Here is a 16,870-nt window from a genome sequence, read left to right as displayed (position 1 = left end):
ACGTCAGCAGTAGGCGCGGCGGTGGCGCTCCCGAGCATCTGCCTGCAGGGCCTCCACGATGCGCTTGTCGGCAGGGAGCCACGCAACGTCGTTCCAGGCGCCCGGCTCGAGGTCTCGGAGCAGATCGTGATCTTCCAACGGACGCGGCTCCACCTTTGCACCGTCGGCACCAGGAAGGATGGTCGCCCACCACACGCGCATCACCAAGCGCTGCACATCCGCATCCCCGGGGCGCAACATCCACACAGGATCGTCACCGCACCGATCGTCAATACCGGAGCCCTCATCCGGTCCGACGATCTCATCTCCAATCTCCACTTCAACGCCGAGTTCCTCACGCAGTTCACGACGCAACGCTTGCTCGGGAGACTCACCGCGCTCGACCTTGCCGCCGGGAAACTCCCACAAACCCGCAAGCGCCGACGGTGCAGTGCGGCGTGCGGCCAACAACGTGCGTGGCATGGTCAGGTCGTCGGTGATTGCTGCGGCCACCACCAGGCGCGAAGACGTACCCACGTGCGAGCCCTAGGAAACCTTGTCCGCGTAAGCGTCGGGGTCCAGCAGGTCCTGAGCAGACTCACTCAACTCGACCTTGAAGATCCAACCCTCGCCGTACACATCCGAGTTCACCAAGTCCGGCGAGTTCTCCAATTGAGCATTCACGTCCGTGACAACACCGGTCACTGGCGAGTACATCTCGGAGACTGCCTTCGTGGACTCGAGTTCGCCGCACACGTCTCCGGCCTTGACCTCGTCACCCACCGAGGGTGCCTCGACGTACACCACGTCACCCAGGGCATCGGCCGCATAGTCGGTGATTCCCACCGTCACAGTCGAGCCAGGTGCAGTGTCACCACGGACCCACTCGTGTTCCTCGGAATACATCAAACTGTCAGGAATCTCGGGCACCTCAACCACCTATTCTCCCGCGTACGGGCTCTCACCTTTGAGGCTACGCGCCCCGACGATACAACGGTAGCGCGACAACCGTCATCGGCTCCTGCCGGCCCCGCACATCGGCCGCGAGCGCCGTTCCTGGTTCGCTCACTTCAGTCGCCACATATGCCATTGCCACCGGGTAGCCCAGCGTGGGCGACGGCACCCCAGACGTCACGGTTCCCACGACGGCTCCGTCCTCGGACACCACGTCATAGCCCGCACGTGCCGCGCGGCGACCCTCACCACGCAGCCCCACCAGCGTGGTCTCCGACCCTGCAGCCTTGCGCTCTTCAAGCGCCGTGCGGCCCACAAAGTCCCCGCGTGCAGGGCCATCGGCTCGCCCAAAATTCACGATGCGGCCCAGACCGGCCTCGAAAGGCGTCACGTCGGGTGAGAGTTCGTTCCCGTACAGGGGCATGCCTGCTTCGAGCCGAAGAGAGTCGCGCGCAGCCAACCCACACAACTGAATGCCTCGGCTCTCGCCACGCTCCAGTGCCAGATCCCACACCTCGCCCGCAACATCGACCGGAACAAAAAGTTCAAACCCGTCTTCGCCGGTATACCCCGTACGAGCCACAAACGCGTGGATCCCGCCATGGAGCACCACATGCGTGGCCTTGTAGTACTTCAGTGCGGGAGGATCCTCCGCGCCAAGTTCACACATGTCGCTCACGATCTCGCAGCTCGCTGGGCCTTGCACTGCGATCAGCGCAATCGCTGCGGTTTCATCGGCTACCGCAGCATCGAGTCCAGCCGCATGAATACGCGCCCGCAACTCTTGAACCACAACCTCACGGTTTGACGCATTGGCGACCACCATGAAGTGTTCCCAGTCACGGCGGTACACCACGACGTCGTCAATGACACCACCGTCAGGCGCGCACATCATCGTGTACTTCGCTGCGCCGAGTGGCATTTGGCTCATGTGGCCCACCAGCGCATAGTCGAGCGCTGTGGCGGCATCAGGTCCAGTGACCATCACCTCACCCATGTGCGACAGGTCGAACAACCCAGCGCGCTCACGCACAGCATGGTGTTCGGCAACATCGCTCGAGTATCGCAACGGCATGTCCCAGCCAGCGAAATCAACAATGGTCGCATCGGCGGCATGGTGCCGGTCCAACAGTGGAGTCTGCAACGTAGTCACGTTCACCAACCTACGCGACGGACGTCCCAAGAGCCGCATCACGGCTCCGCGTCACCCCGGGCTACTCTCCGAGCAATCCCACAGCGATCAGCACAGCCGCCGTCAACGCTGCTGCTCCCACTGCCGCCACAATCGAGATCCACACCACGCGCTTGCGGCGCTGACGAGCCTTGCGTCGGGCCACCTCCTCTGGTGACGCGACGCTCCATGCAGCCCCTCCGCCACGAGAGGCTTCTGCGGGGTCGGGCTCGGGGACTACCTTGGCAACCTTGGGGGCCTGGCGTGGCAGCTTGCCCGCCTCAACCTGACCTGACGTGATACTCGCCGCTTTCACATTGCCGTGAGACGGCAACGCGTAACCCGGGGGGAGGGCGGAACGCAGGGCACCGCGCCCTCCTAGACCCGGTGCTGCCTGGGTCGGCTCCTCGCTCAAGGCGGCATGACGGGCCGATGTGTGGGTGGCGTCGCTCGCGGGATTTCCTGCATGGCGGGACGACGTTCGGGTGGCGTCGGAGTCAACGTCGTTGGCTCGGCGACTCGACACCGTTGTTCGGTCCTCGCCGTCCTCCGCCCCGGCGGCAGCCGCCCTGCCGTCACCTGCATTTGCTCCACGGCGGCGTGACACTGTGGTCCGGTCGTCGTCAGCATCGGCCGGGTCCACTGACCGTCGGGACGAGACTCGCGTGTGGTCGTCGTCTATCTCTGTTGCCTCGACGGCGCGGCGTTGAGAGATCTTGGTCTCGTCATCGACGTCAGTGCCGACATCGGGCCGATGCTCGGAGTCACGGTCTCGCCTGCGTGACACGACCGTGTGGTCGTCCTCATCCCCAGGCCGCCGGCGCTGCGACATCACCGTAACGTCCTCGGGTTCGTCGTCAATCTCGGGAGTGTGGGCACTCACGCGCGCGCCCGCCGTCGAGCACCCAAGGTGGTGTCATCTTCTGGCTCCCATGGTGTTCCCCAGAGGCGCCACGGAGCGACATCAATCCCCGGAGGTGTCTGCGCATGCAACGAATCGGCGACCACCACCGTCACGTTGTCATTGGTGGCCAAGGCGAGCGCTGCTTCCACCAGACCGGAAGCGGCATCCTGCGGCGTACCAGCTAGTGCGGCGATAGAACCGATGCGCGCATCATCAACGACCTTCATGAGCCCGTCGCTAGCGATCACCATCCGCGAGCCGGGGGCCACAGGGACCAACCATGCGTCGAAGCGCGGGTCACCGTCGCCAATGGCGCGCGTCACAATGTTGCGATCTGGGTGAACGGCAGCCTCAGCCTGCGAGATTCTGCCCGCGTCTACCAACTCCTGCACATGGGAGTGGTCGACGGTGACCTGGTGGACGTTCATTCCGTCAGCAAGATAGGTGCGCGAATCGCCCACGTTGATGACCATCCACCACGGCGCATCCATGTATTCGACACAGATTGCGCCGGTCAGCGTGGTCCCCGATTCGCCGCCAGCCTCACGGGCCACCGCGATGACCGCCTCCTGGCAATCCCGTACCGCGGTGACAACATCGCCCGGTGTCACGACAGGCAGTTCCGCAAGCGCAGAGAAGACCTTGACGACTGCACCACTGGCGGCCGCGCCGGCAAGATGTCCACCCATGCCGTCAGCGACAATGTGGACAGGACCACGCGACAAGTACGCGTCCTCGTTGCGCGCACGAGGGCCTACATCAGTGGCGCCAGCGCCGGCACTCCAGGAAGACTCTGCCGTCATGAGTCCTCGCGCGGCTCAACGCGTGCTTCGAGGTCACCCAGGAGCAGCACTCCCTCGATGCGAGTCAGGCCCGATTCGCTGATCTCCGTTTCACGGCCACTGGTGTCACGCAGGTACGTGCCGTTGGTGGAATGAAGGTCTGTGACGTGCCAGGCGCCCTCGGTGAACTCCAAGCGGGCGTGCCGCTTTGACATCGTCCGGGTGTCGTCAACGATGCCCAGAACGTCGCTGCGCACGGCGGAAAGGCGCCCGAGCGTCACAACGTCGTCCACAAGTTCGTAGGACTCTCCGCCAATGACGGAAATCTGCCAGCTCCCGCGACGTCGCTTCGCCATCACGGTGAAGTCGTCACTGTCGTCAGGAGACGGCGCGGACGTGCGGGCCGGGGAAGCTGCCAGAGTCGGCTCGGCGGACGGAACATCGCGCACCGTACGCATCTCCTGCGTCAAAGGAGGCTGCGGGGCGACCGCTGCGGCAGGTGGCATTGGGGTAGGTGCGGTGGCTGGCTCCGACACCGGAGGCGCGGGCGCGGGCGCGGGCTCTGAAGTTGGCGCAGGCTCTGGGGCCGATGCTGGCGCAGGTTCTTGGATTGGCGCAGGTTCTTGAATTGGCACAGGTTCTTGAATTGGCACAGGCGCGGAGGTGGGCGCCGGCGTCGGGGGTGCCACAGGAGGAGCGGCGGCCTCTTCACGCGCTTTCACCAGCCAGTCAGGCTCGGGTGCCGATGATCCTGAATTGACCGTGCCGTAAGGCGAGACAGAAGGCGCACTTGTGGGCGCTGGGGTGTCGGGCACCGCGGGCGCTGCGGCCGGGGTTTCCGGCGGAGGCGCCAAGAACGGGGATAGGGGCGGCGCGCTCGGTGCGGCACTCGAAGGGGCGCTAGGCGGCGGGGTAGGCGGTGCGCTCGACGGCTCATGCGGTGCTGCACTTGGAGGCAGCGTGGCGGGCGACTCCGGTGAAGCGACAGCCTCGGGCTCGGGCTCCGGCGCGGGCCGTGGTGGTTGCGGTGCAGTTGCCGGCTCTGGCGGCAACGACTGCTGCGGGGCAGGCGCAGACGCCTGTGCTGGCGGTGCCCACCCTGGAGGCATCGAGACCACGGCATCATCCGACGTGGGCGCGGCCGGGCGCTCGACGGACGGCGCAGGCGCCTCGGGCGCATCTGGGACGGAACTCACAGAAGCCCACGGCAATGCGGAGTCTACGGTCGAGGTGGCAGCCGACGGCGGAGGTGTCGCAGGAATGTCGTCGTCCTGCGCCTCGCTTTCGATTGCCACGTGTGGAGGAAGTGGCGAGTCAGGGACAGCCAATGCGGGCTCCTCGGTGAGGTGGTCGTTCGTGAGTGCAGCGTGCGGCTCACCCGAGGCCATCACTGTTGTACTTGCATCGTCGTCACCGCGTGCCCATGCCCACGGGTCGGGTCGCTGACCGTGCGCGGATTCTGCCTGCGGGTGAGGAGGCATGCCACTGTCAACATGTTCGGGCTCCGGCGCATGGGCGGGATGCTCAGCCGGGGCCGCGGGTGCCGGCACCGCTGCGGGCATCGCAGTGCGCCCCTCATGCCGGTCGGCGGCCGCTGCACGAGCGGCGGCATCGGTTCTCCCCGAGAGGGAATAGGAGCCCCAGCCAATGATGGACGCCCACAACACCGGACTGATCGCTGCCAACCAGGTGAAGGCCGCGGGCGCATGAAGCCTCAACTCGATGGTTCCGGCGCCGTAGATCCACAGCACCCAGCCAACCAAAGAGCCCACCACGAAGATGCCGCCACCAGCGAGGAGCATGATGCGGGCCGTCGACATCGCGGAGTCGCCCGCCGAGATCTCCAGAATTGCGCCCACCAGCGCGAGGATTCCGCCAAAGAGCGCCACTCCCCGCACAATCGCCACGGGCAGGGTGGCGAGACGGGCTGCGCGAGCCGCCGCAACCCAGCGCATGACGGGAACGAAAGCGAGTCCTCGATTGAGGCCCACCTTGTCCAACACCGCACCCAGGGCAAAGCCCATCCAGACAAAGCCAATCGCTACGGGAAGTGCGTAGGCGAGCAGGACTAGGTACGTCATCGGCTCTCTTTCTTCTTTCTGCGTTCAGTCGCGGTGCGCCCTCGTCGTCGTGGTGCCCGCGTGGCACCAGTGTGGTCGCTTCGCCACTGAGTTCGGTGGGTGTCACTCGGCGCGCCGTCCACCTCAGTCGTATCAGCAGTCGAGTGCCAGAGCGAGCGCAGCGAGAGCTTCATCCGCAAGCGAGCCCACATGCCGCGTTGACTCAACCACTCGGAGCGGTCCTCATCAACGAGGCGCCACATGTGATCTGCGTCCTCCTGGGCAATCTCGCGGCCGGAGAACGTCGCTCGATCCGCCAGAACCGCAATCGCAGACGCATGAGTCGCGCCATAGGCCGTCGCGGTCTCCGTCCGTGTCGCCATCGGCATCGGGTTTAGCCCCGAATCCACGGCGGAGTCAAGATACTCATCCCAACCACCGTAGACCGCGTCTTGCGGTGCACCCTTGCGACGCTTGGCACGCCGCACCGTCTTCCACAGCACGATCGCCAGGAACGGCGCCAGCAGAATCAGGACACCCAGCAAGCTGGCTGCGATGAGTCGGGCCACCCCAAGCCACGCCGCAGGTTCATTCTCGGGTTCAGGCTCAGGCGGAGGCTGGTCGTCGGACGTACCGCGCTGGGTTGCAGGCGGAACGATGGCCTCTGTCCGTGACGGATCGAGGGGGGAGACATACTCAGGGTCACTCTGCTCGCTCAGGTCTGGCGAAACCAACGTGGAGTGCTGCGGGGTCGCGTCGACAGCAACCCAAGTGCCGTCAGCACCTTGGACTTCAACCCAAGCAGTCATGTTCTTTCCGCGGCACACACCGTCCTCACAGGCGGGCGTGCGGTACACGGTGTCGGCACTGTCCACGAGGTGTGCACCCAACACCACCCGGGAAGGGAAGCCCATGTCCGCGGCCATCAAAGCCACGGCAGTCGCAAACTGTTCATCGTCGCCAGGCGCACCGATCAGCTGATCAGACGATGCCCCCTCACCGGCGTCGGCCTCACGCTCGAGGAGGGATGCAAACAGCCGGTCGATGCGGTCACGCGAGTGCCCTGCAGCAGATGCGACGAAGACGTAGCCGCCAAGATCCTCTTCCCACGCGCGCCGCTGCTCCCCCTGTTCCAGGGCGTGGCTCAAATAGCCGCGTTCGCGCAACGTTTCCACGAGTGCCGCGAGACCTTCGCCGTCATTCGTGACGCCCTGGTTCTCGACCCAGTCCCTCAGCGACTCGGGGATCAGGTCAGAATCCACGTTGCTGGTTCCGGGAGGGGCACCCAAGGATTCGAGGCCTGCGTTCTCGTAGGCGTAGCCATCGATGACATAGGCGTCACCGGTTGTCAGCCCACCCTCAACGGTGACAAGCCCCGAGCGGGCATCGCGCTGGTAGTAGAAAGTGTCGAGCAGTTGCGTGCGCCGCGGCCCTTCAAAGGTCACCGCACCCAGATCGCCGACGATGGGCACCCACACACCGGTGGCGGTATCCACGGCCACTCGTGCCCGCATCGGCGTGGCTTCAGCAATGGGATCAAGCGCCGATGGCACGCGTTGGAAACGATCAGCGACAGCCTCGGTGGGAGCCGATGCCGTGTATTCCTCGCCGTCGAAGTACGGCAGTGTCGCAAGACGGACGCGTTCCGGGCTGCCCTCAAGGACATCCACGGAGAACAGCACGCTGTCGTAATGGTCGTCGGTGAAGTTTTCACGGAAGCCCGCAAGCGGTGACACCTGGGCCTCGATGGTCAGTTCGGGTGCGACGGCAGTACGCGCAACGTCTCGCGTTTCCGTTGACGCGATAGGCCCTGCGACCAATACTCCGACCACGGTGGCCATGACGACCATCGCGACGACGGCCAGCGCCCCTGGGATAGCGCGCGCACGCGCACCCTGAGCAAGCCGCACTCCCCCGCTCTTGGCGGTTGCAGCAGCCAAGGAACGCTTGCGGGCCCACGCCGCACGCCAACTGAACCACGCCAACATGATCAGGAAGGCCGCGAACCCCACAACAAACTCACGGCTCACGTAGACACCGAACGGCGCCCAACTGTAGGCATCGGCCCGCTGCGCAGGACCCAGCCCGATGGCCACCACCAGGACGGCACCGACGATCACGGCCGCACCACCCCAGCGACGCTCCGAACGCACCGCTGTCCACGTTGCCATCATCGATCCCGCGAGGAGCATCGCAAAGATGGGCACGAGGGTCGCACGGTACTCGCCGAGCGGCAGTGGCAGCGTGACGATGTCCTTCCACCCCCACACCGGGCCTCGCGCAAGTTCAATGAGCGCTCCCAGCGCAGAGTCCACACCGCTGGTGGCACCTGGCACCACAAGCGTCAGACCTGCGACAACGTACACAGCCGCCACGAGGAGCCAGGCACTCGCCGCTCCCCACCGCAGCCGCGCACAGCACACGGCGATTGCGGCACCCGCGACGATCGCCAGTGGCATCACCAGCAAGTACCGTGTCGATTCAAAGACTGGATAAAGGGTCCAGGCAGCCACGCCCATGCCCAGCATCACGAACACTGCGTTCACCACCATCGCACCCGTGCCCATCAGCAGGGTGGGGCGTGCGCTGCGCTGCCGCTTCACGATGCGCTCCGAGCCAAAAGCTGGCGCAGATCGTCGAGAACACCCACGCTCAGGATGCGAGTGCGACCCATCGCGTGGATGGACGGTTCGGACTCGGGGTCACACACCACGGCCGCGACAGCGACGTCTGTGGGGAACGCGAGCGCGGCACTAGCGATGTCGGGCAGCGAGGCGCGCGAGCCAGTCACGAGAAACGCAAGCGAGGTGTCTGGAGACACTTCAACGAGCATGCGGGTCAAGGATGCAAGCGGCACGGCAGACGCGGCAGCCTCGATGCCCGAGAGGGAGTCGAGGAGCCGTCGCGGGGTCGTGACGTTCAGGTGCTCAAGGGAACGCACAGATGCGCGAGCAAACTCAGGGACCTCACCCGAAGCCACTACTTGCACGTCCCGAGCGTCGCGGACGGCACGCACGCCGAGCGATCCAGCAGCACTCACCGCCATCTCAAACTCGGTGTCGCTGGCATACGACTCACGCTCGACGTCGATCACGATGGACAGCGTGGAACGGCGCGTCTCTTCAAACTGGCGGACCATCAACGTGCCGGTCTTGGCTGTCGACTTCCAGTGGATCTGGCGTTGCGCGTCTCCACGGGCGTACTCACGCACAGCGTGGAAGGAGATGTCCTCGTTGGACAGCGTGCGGGTGGCACGGCCCTCAAGGTCCCGGATGAAGCCCATCGATGTGCTGGGCACGGCGATGGTGACCGGGTGGATGAACAGTGTCTGGACATCGGCCCAGTGAAAGGTCCGCTGCAGCAGGCGCAAAGGATCCGCGCGAATGGTGGTGGCCGGCCCCACATCGACGATGCCACGTTTAGCTGCCGGGATCACCAACGGCTCGTGGTGGGCGTGACCTTGGCGGAGCAGCGGAACGTGGAAGTCGACGAGGCCTTCACCGACAGGAACGTCCACTTGTCCGGGAAGTGCCACGCGGGAACGCTGGTTGCGCACCACAATCTCCGCTTGGGCATCGTGGCCCGCTACCACCGCGTCTTGCAGCAAACGGAAGTCCACCTCGTACGCTTCACGGCCCAGGAGGAACGGCACCGCAATGATCAGGAGCACGAGCCCCACGACAGCGCCAATGAGGAACTCGCCCCAACCCCACACCAGGCCCACGATGAGCCCCACCACAGTCCACGCGATGACTGCCCAGCCCGCGGCGGTCGTCACCGACGCGACTGTGCGCCATGCCCGCCATGCGACATCACCAATCGCTCGCCCTGTCCGTAGGCCCCACAAACCCAATGCAACCCAGCGTCCACGCGACTCTTCCGCGACCTGAGTGTGGGTGCGGCTCGTCACATGGGTATGCCCAGTACGCGTACGGTGCGTACGCGTATGGGATCGGGTTTCGCCATCACGGCGGGGTGGAGCCTGGGTCATGACTTATGCGAGGTCCTGCTGTGAAGGCGGCGGGGTGTCGAGCAAGATTTGGCCAATGACCGCGGTGGCTGTGACACCGTCGAACTCGGCCTCAGGGTCAAGGATCAGACGGTGAGCGAGCACGGGCTCCGCCAGGGACTTCACGTCATCGGGTGTGACGTAAGCACGGCCGTGGCCCAGAGCCCACGTGCGGGCGGTGCGCGAAAGCGCGATGGCGCCGCGCACGGACACACCCAAACGCACCTGGGTCGCGGAACGAGTCGCTTCCACGATGCGTGCAATGTAGTCCAGGATGAGCGGGCTGGTGTGGACCTCACGCGACAGCGCAGTCATGGCGCCGATGGTCTGGAGCTCAGCGATCTGAGGCACCGGCATCTTGACGGGACGGCCCGCATCGAGGATCTGCACTGTGGAGCCGTGGTCCGGGTATCCGAGCGACGTGCGCATCATGAAGCGGTCCAACTGCGCCTCGGGGAGCGCATAGGTTCCGGCTTGTTCAACGGGGTTTTGTGTCGCGACCACCATGAACGGTGAGCCTGCTTCACGGGTTTCACCGTCAACAGTGACGGAGCCTTCTTCCATGACTTCCAGGAGCGCCGACTGCGTCTTGGGTGAGGCACGGTTGATCTCATCGGCCAGCACCACGTTCGCGAAGATGGGTCCTGCGTGGAAGGAGAAGCTGCCGGACTTCTGGTCGAAGACCGAGATGCCTGTCACGTCGCCTGGGAGCAGGTCGGGAGTGAACTGGATGCGGCTTGAGGTTCCTCGCACCGTCTGCGCCAAAGCACGAGCCAACGAGGTCTTGCCAGTGCCAGGAACGTCCTCCAGCAGCAGGTGGCCCTCGGAGATCATCGCGGTGAAGGCCAACTCAACGACGTGCCGCTTACCGAGCACGGCACGCTCGACGTTGTCGGCAAGCGCGCTGAAGGTTGAGGCGAACCAGGTGGCCTGTTCGTCAGTGACGGTCATGAACGCTCCTTGCGCGCTAGTGGGACACGAGTGGGGGTGGCAGGAAGCATCACGGGCCTCCCGATGGATCGGGGTCTGGTTCTGGCTCTGGCACGAGGGAACCGCAGTCACGGGCGGGAGACGTCCAGGTTTGCAATCCCGTGAGGGCTCCGGAGAAGGACACCGTGACCTTCGCTGAGCGGATTTCCCAGTCGACGTCGGTGACGCGCCCGTTGCTGTCGAGCCATTGCACGCTGTCGAGGGTCCAGGCAGAGCCAGCGGCATTAACCGTCACGTTGACGTCCTTATCGGACACGGTGCATTGGGTGAACGCCACGCCAGTCGCGTGCGACGGCCCGCCGCTTTCTGCCTGCACCGTTGCGCCCGATTGGGAGCATCGCTGGCCCACTCCGGGAACATCGACGCAGTTGTAGGCAGTCAGATCAAACGTGCGTCCGTAGGGGAGGCTGCCGGCGTTCAGGTTGGCGGCAGCGATCAGCGGCCCGCCGACAATGCGGTAGAAGACGCTGAAACCTTGTGCAGCACGGACGGACGGCATCTGCGTGTAATCCGCATTGCACTGTGGGCTGTTCACGATGCCAGTGCAGTTGTTGGCGACGCGGTAGCCCCGGTCGACGCTGGGAGCACCCGGGTCACGGTAGGCGTAGACACCGTTGATGTCCGTGGTGGTCGAGCCATATGTCTGCTCGTTCCACCTGCTTTGGGCGCACAGGTCGTAATCCGTCAGGCGGTTGGGCTCAATGCCGGCGGTAAGCGTCACGCTCGTGCCGCTTACTTGCTGCGACGGAGTGCAGTGCTGGCCGCTACGAGCGATACCTACCCACGTCACTGAACCTGCACCGGCACTGCCGATCGTGGCGGTGAAAGTGACCTGATCTCCTTCGGAGTTCGGCGTCCACTTAGCGTTCGACACCAGCGGCCCGCCTACGCCGTTCGCGCTAAACGTGAGCGCTTCACCCTTGTTGTTGCCGTCGCTGGTGGGAGGCAGTTCATGGGCGGTTACTGGCGTCACTGTGACCGTGGTCGTGTCATTGGATCCCAGGAGGTAGCCGCTGACGGTCTGGTTTCCACGGCCGGACACCGTGTGGATTCGCTCTTCTCCAGCAGGGCTGGTGATGATCAGCTGTCGCGTCGACGCATCGGACACGCTGAGCACGAGGTCGGCCTTCAAGCCGGCGTTGCCAGCCTGGGTGGGTTCCCACCGCACCAGCGCGGGGCGGTTCGGCGGCACGTAGGACCATGCGGTGGTGGACGCCGAGGACTTGGATTGCCCGACGGAGTTCACCGCGACCACGCTGTAGGTCACCTTCGTACCGTTTTGTAGGCCCGTCACTTGGCTACACACACCTTGTGCGGTGCAGGTCGCAACCTCGCGACCGTTGGCGGTGACGGAGAACCCGGTGATCGATGGGTAGGAGGACGATGCCGATCCGGGGTCCACGCCTAGTGTCACGGTGCCGTTGCCGTAGCCGGTCTGCGTGATGGCGGACGGGCCGGCGGGGTAGCCCTGGAGGTCGATGCTGAGGCTTCCCGTGCGGTCACCGGAACTCTTGCGGCCTTGAGCATCGACCACCACGAACGTGGCGTTGCACACCGCTCCCGGAGTGTCTCCGGTCCACGAGGCGCGAATGGACGAGTCCGAGGCCACAGAGAAAGCGACACCAGAGCACGTACCTGCAGCCGAGACCGAGTCCAGTGTGAGTGGCGTTCCCGGTAGCGGGTTGACCTCGCCGTTGCCGCCAATGACGTCCACCGTGCACGATGATCCGTCGGCTTGCGAGCACGTCTTGACGACAGTGCCGCCCTTAGGCAGCACGGATGGTGCCGGCCCCACTTCAAGCGACAGCGTCACTGGCGCGAGGTCCGGCTCACCTGGGAGCGAGACCGTCACGGCATCGACGTGGCCCGGGACGGCAGCGTCGGCGGCTGTCACAGCAAGGGTGTTGGCGGAGCGCGTGACGGTGAACTGCTGGCCCGAGTACTGGAACGCGATGTCCACGGCACGGGCCGCTGCACCTGCCGGCCACGACACCATTCCGGTCAGGTCAAAGTTGGCAGAGTCGCCAGGCGAGACTTCCATTGCTGCACCCGTCAGGATCGGCTGTGGAATCTCAGGAATGACGATGATCGGGACGGGGAGCATCACAGCGGTCTCGGCACCGTCGATGAGAACCGGCACCTGGCACGTGTCGGTGTAAGGCTCACCAGCACCGGCGCTGTAGGTCAGACGCGTCCCACCGGCAAGCTCACATGTGGCTTCGGTACGCACGCCCGATGCCGCGACGCCATCACCGTCGATACGGAACGGCGTCCCGGCTGGCAGGGCGATGAGTTCCTTCAGGTCGAACGTGATGGACTCGTTCTCATTGACCTCGGGCGGGGTGAAGGTCTCGCGGAGAGCCACCCGGACGTCTTCTTCACCGGGCACTCGCAAGAATCCATACGACACGATGTCTTCGCCCGCAAAGTTCTGCCCCGTCACTTCAAATGGCACCAACCGAGCGGCGTCGGGGAGCGGCCCGGAGATCTCGCGGCCCGAGACGTCGAGGTCGTCAGGGTCGCCCCAGGCACTCAACGTGAGGGCATTGAGATCGCCTGCGCCCCACGCCACCTTGTCCGTCAGAACGTCGACACCGGAGGTAAACGTCTCACGGGTCTCCGACGTCAGAACCGTGTCGGCAATGATCGGCACATCCGCAATCGGCTCACGCACTGCTTTGAGGATGATGCGGCCGATCGAGGTGGATCCCGAGTCATTGGCCACCGTGTAGACGTAGGCATAGGTGCCTGGTTCCGTGCCCACCGACAGTGCGACACGTCCCTCTTCTACTCCCTCGAGGCGCGAGTCCAGATCCGCATATTCGGCGCTGTCGGGATCGGCATCCGGGCGCACCTGTTCCAGAGTCAACTCGCCACCAGCGAGGTCGTGGTCATTCGCGGTGGGCGTGATGAGGACGCGTCGGTCATCGCCGACCTGTGCCTGGATGTAATCGGTGTAGGTCACAGGACGTGGGTCAAGTTCGGCTGCGAGCACACCGACGGTCGCGGTGGCCGTCGCCGTTGCACCCCGGGCATCCGCCACCGTGAACTCGAAGGACACCTGCCCAGCGAATCCAGAGTCCGCGGTGTACACGAGCGAACGGCCGTCGGAGGCGACTCGTGCCGCACCGCTGGTGGGCTGAGTCTGCACTTCCTCGAGCGTCACCGCGTCGCCGTCCGGATCGGTTCCGGTGCCGTCAAACGGGATTCGCACCTCTTGGCCGGAGGCCACCCGTCCTCGCAGCGGCTGAGGAATAGGCGGCTGGTTGTTGTCGGCGGGCGTCACCGTCACCACCACCCGTGCGGTGTCTGACTGCGTGGGGTAACCCAGCACGTAAGTCGCGTAGTCAATCGTGTAGGTGCCGGGCTCGTCTGGAGCCAAGTAGCGCACCAGCGAGCCTGCCGGGAAGGCAAGCCCGCCACCTTCGGAGAGGTTGACCGAATCGGCGTCGAGCGCGATGACGTTTCCTGCGGGCGCAACGTCGTTGCTCAGCACCTTGATGTCCGCTTGAGCCCCCGCTCGGACTGTGATGGCGTCGTCCACGGCGAGAGGGCGAGTGGGAACGTCGCTCCCGAGCAGCACCACGGTCACTTCTCCGCGTGCTGTCCCCTGAGGCCGGCCCGAGCCGTCGGACACCACGTAGGTCACCGTTCCCAGCGACCCGGGCTGGGAGTCACTTGTCTCGCCGCTCAAGCGCAACGCTGCGTGACCGACGATATCTGCCGAGAGTTGCGCGCCGTCAGCGGGCTCGGTCTCGAGGTCAGACAGCAGCAACACGGCACGGCTGGGGTTGGTCACCGCCTCGAACACGTCAACGGTGACATCCTCCTTGGAGCGAACAAATGCGGTGAGCGGCACGGTGCTGAGCTGCTCGTCATCCGGACTGGTGACGGTCACGCGCGCCACGCCACGAGCATCGGCCACACCGTCGGACACGACAAAGTCGACCAGGTAGCTCCCCGGTTCGGGGGCGCTGAAAGTGAACCCCACCAAACCTGGGGACGTGGCGACTACCGCGTCGTCATCCTGACCCAATGACACTTCCGTCACCGTCAACGGGCCGCGAGCGCCCGTGACGTGACCCGTGATGTCCACGGTCGCGGTCACGCTAGCGGACACCGCAACCGCGACGTCCTCCACCTGCAGGTCGGGCTCTCCCGTCACCGCGATCGACAGATCTTTAGTCTGGGTCGCACCGTGAACATCGGACACGGTGATCTCCACGGGGACAGAGCCCGTATCCGTATCGGACGCATCGGTGTGCTGGAACACGACCTGACCCTCAGGTGAGGCTGCGACAACGCCAACGGTCGAACCCGAGGTCGCGTTCAAGAGATAGATGGGGTCGCCTTCAGGATCAACCCAACCGGTCAGCGCGTCCACCGTCACGGTGCCACCAGGAGCTACCTGTGGGCGCGGCCATTCGAACTGGCAATCTTCGGTACCGCACCACACAGGGGCGGAGTTCTCCGACGGATCCTTCACCGTGACAGTCACTTGAGCCGGCTCGGACATCAGCCCGTCGTCGGTAGTTCCGTCCGTCACGACATACGTGAACGTCGCGGTTCCAGTGGCTTCCGGGTGGACATCGATCACGATGGTCTGAGCGTCGTCGGCCACCGTTACCGTGCCAAAGTTCTCGTCCAGCGCTGTCACGGAGGACGGTTCCACGGTCAGAAGGTCGTGGTTCGCGTCGTGATCGTTCAGCAACACCGGTAGTGCGACCTGACGGCCAGCTCGGACACCGAAGGAGTCTGCCTGAGCGATGGGGTTGCGCGGGTCCGTGACCTCAGTGGTCGCATTGCGCTCGTTGGCGACAACCTCTGCCGAGTCGTCCTTGTCCCACGCCTGTGACGACGTCACCAGTTCGCCGGTGTACGCGTCCCAGACCCAGCCCGTACGCGTTTCATTCACAATGAGCCGAGTGCCGTTGCTGCGCAACGTCGGGGAGAGCCGTTCAGGGAGCGCCTCAGTTCCATAGGTCAGTTCCGTTGCGCCCTGACCGGAGCGCCACAGCGTTCCTGGTCCTTCGCCCTCGGGAAGCCATGCTGCGACAAGTCCTGACCCATCGGCGGCACTCACTGGACGCGCCGGAACCCCCAGCACGACGGACTCGGTAGAGCCGTGCACGCGGGTCGATCCGCTCGCATCAAGATCAACGCTGATGAGCCCAAACTCATCTGCAATGCCCACGGCTTCTGTGGTGTCAGTGGAGCGCTGCAGGCGGGCGCCGTCGCTTGCCCCAGTCGCTACCGGCTCTGCGTGATCCGCCATCCACAAGAGCCCAGACTCAGCATCGAACAGCACCCAACTGTCGCCGACCCACGTCACTTGGAGGTCTTCGCTTTCGGGCCCCTCGGGGAGCGCTTGAGTTTCCATGTCGGCGCCGCCCACGGAGGCCGTCAACACCGCACGGCGTTCACTGGAGTAGGCCGCTAGGCGCCCTTCGCTCGAGATTGCGACAGCGACAGCGCGGAACTGGGGACGCTCTTCCCCTTCTTCAACGTCAACGGCGGCAAAGGGATCGAATTGTGCTGGCGCGACGGCAGTGCCATCGGTGACTGCTCCAGCAAAAACTTCCCCACGCTCAGTGAGGTACGCGACGTAATTTCCCTGGTAGTCAATGACATCGGTGCCCAGGGGTGTTGCGACGGTGCCCTCGGGCGCATCCGCGGCAACCTCGTGTGGCTGTGCCACGTCCATCGTGGTGACAGACCCCAGGTTGTGCGAATACACCAGCAGGGTGGTCCCAAACTGCACCACATCAGACGGAGAGTCCACGGTCTTGGTGGTGTCGAGTTCGGTGACAGCAGTGTTCACACGGCCGATGCGTTCTCCAGTAGAGCTTTGCATCGCCCATACGGCAGGGCTATCGGACTGGACCTCTCGTTCATCGAAGCCGGGAGCGAGGAAAGCTCCCGCTCCTACGGCCACAATCAGCGCGCCTACCGCGACTCGACGTACGTTGCGCCACTTTGCGGCGGTGGCACGCCCGAGTCCTGCGTCTACTGCGCTCATGC

The 16,870-nt window shown here is 64.9% G+C and carries 10 protein-coding genes; all 10 read right to left on the bottom strand.

The annotated features are described in order from the left end of the window. Positions 1 to 3 precede the first annotated feature (3 nt). The gene (locus AOP79_RS04120) at positions 4 to 516 is read right to left on the bottom strand and encodes a (deoxy)nucleoside triphosphate pyrophosphohydrolase (protein WP_304512069.1); all 513 of its coding nucleotides are present in this window, start codon (positions 514 to 516) and stop codon (positions 4 to 6) included. A 9-nt stretch (positions 517 to 525) separates the two neighbouring features. Continuing rightward, entirely contained in the window at positions 526 to 909 is a 384-nt protein-coding gene (gene gcvH, locus AOP79_RS04115) for a glycine cleavage system protein GcvH (RefSeq protein ID WP_152647994.1), read from the bottom strand. Positions 910 to 952: 43 nt separating this feature from the next. Then, positions 953 to 2,086 (bottom strand): glycine cleavage system aminomethyltransferase GcvT, encoded by a 1,134-nt coding sequence (gcvT, locus tag AOP79_RS04110; RefSeq protein ID WP_236683204.1) that lies wholly within the window; start codon positions 2,084 to 2,086, stop codon positions 953 to 955. Positions 2,087 to 2,147: 61 nt separating this feature from the next. After that, positions 2,148 to 2,987: a hypothetical protein gene (locus AOP79_RS04105; RefSeq protein WP_062070663.1), complete on the bottom strand. Its 840-nt coding sequence runs from the start codon at positions 2,985 to 2,987 to the stop codon at positions 2,148 to 2,150. Continuing rightward, entirely contained in the window at positions 2,984 to 3,811 is an 828-nt protein-coding gene (locus AOP79_RS04100) for a PP2C family protein-serine/threonine phosphatase (protein WP_062070661.1), read from the bottom strand. The genes AOP79_RS04105 and AOP79_RS04100 overlap by 4 nt, the downstream gene beginning before the upstream one ends. Continuing rightward, the gene (locus AOP79_RS04095) at positions 3,808 to 5,871 is read right to left on the bottom strand and encodes an FHA domain-containing protein (RefSeq protein ID WP_062070659.1); all 2,064 of its coding nucleotides are present in this window, start codon (positions 5,869 to 5,871) and stop codon (positions 3,808 to 3,810) included. Before AOP79_RS04095 ends, AOP79_RS04100 begins: the two co-directional genes overlap by 4 nt. Further along, positions 5,868 to 8,453 carry a transglutaminase domain-containing protein gene (locus tag AOP79_RS04090; RefSeq protein ID WP_152647993.1) on the bottom strand — a complete coding sequence of 862 codons (2,586 nt, stop codon included), beginning with the start codon at positions 8,451 to 8,453 and terminating at the stop codon, positions 5,868 to 5,870. Before AOP79_RS04090 ends, AOP79_RS04095 begins: the two co-directional genes overlap by 4 nt. After that, the gene (locus AOP79_RS04085) at positions 8,450 to 9,760 is read right to left on the bottom strand and encodes a DUF58 domain-containing protein (protein WP_062070655.1); all 1,311 of its coding nucleotides are present in this window, start codon (positions 9,758 to 9,760) and stop codon (positions 8,450 to 8,452) included. Before AOP79_RS04085 ends, AOP79_RS04090 begins: the two co-directional genes overlap by 4 nt. An 84-nt stretch (positions 9,761 to 9,844) precedes the next feature. Continuing rightward, a complete protein-coding gene (locus AOP79_RS04080; protein ID WP_062070653.1) occupies positions 9,845 to 10,810 on the bottom strand; it encodes an AAA family ATPase in 966 nt (321 codons plus the stop codon). A gap of 49 nt (positions 10,811 to 10,859) precedes the next feature. Beyond that, a complete protein-coding gene (locus tag AOP79_RS04075) occupies positions 10,860 to 16,868 on the bottom strand; it encodes an Ig-like domain-containing protein (protein WP_062070651.1) in 6,009 nt (2,002 codons plus the stop codon). Positions 16,869 to 16,870 lie beyond the last annotated feature (2 nt).

It is taken from the genome of Demequina sediminicola (genome assembly GCF_000975055.1).
Classification (GTDB): domain Bacteria; phylum Actinomycetota; class Actinomycetes; order Actinomycetales; family Demequinaceae; genus Demequina; species Demequina sediminicola.
Note: the sequence above shows the minus strand (reverse complement) of the source record. Positions and strands in the feature narration are given on the sequence as shown.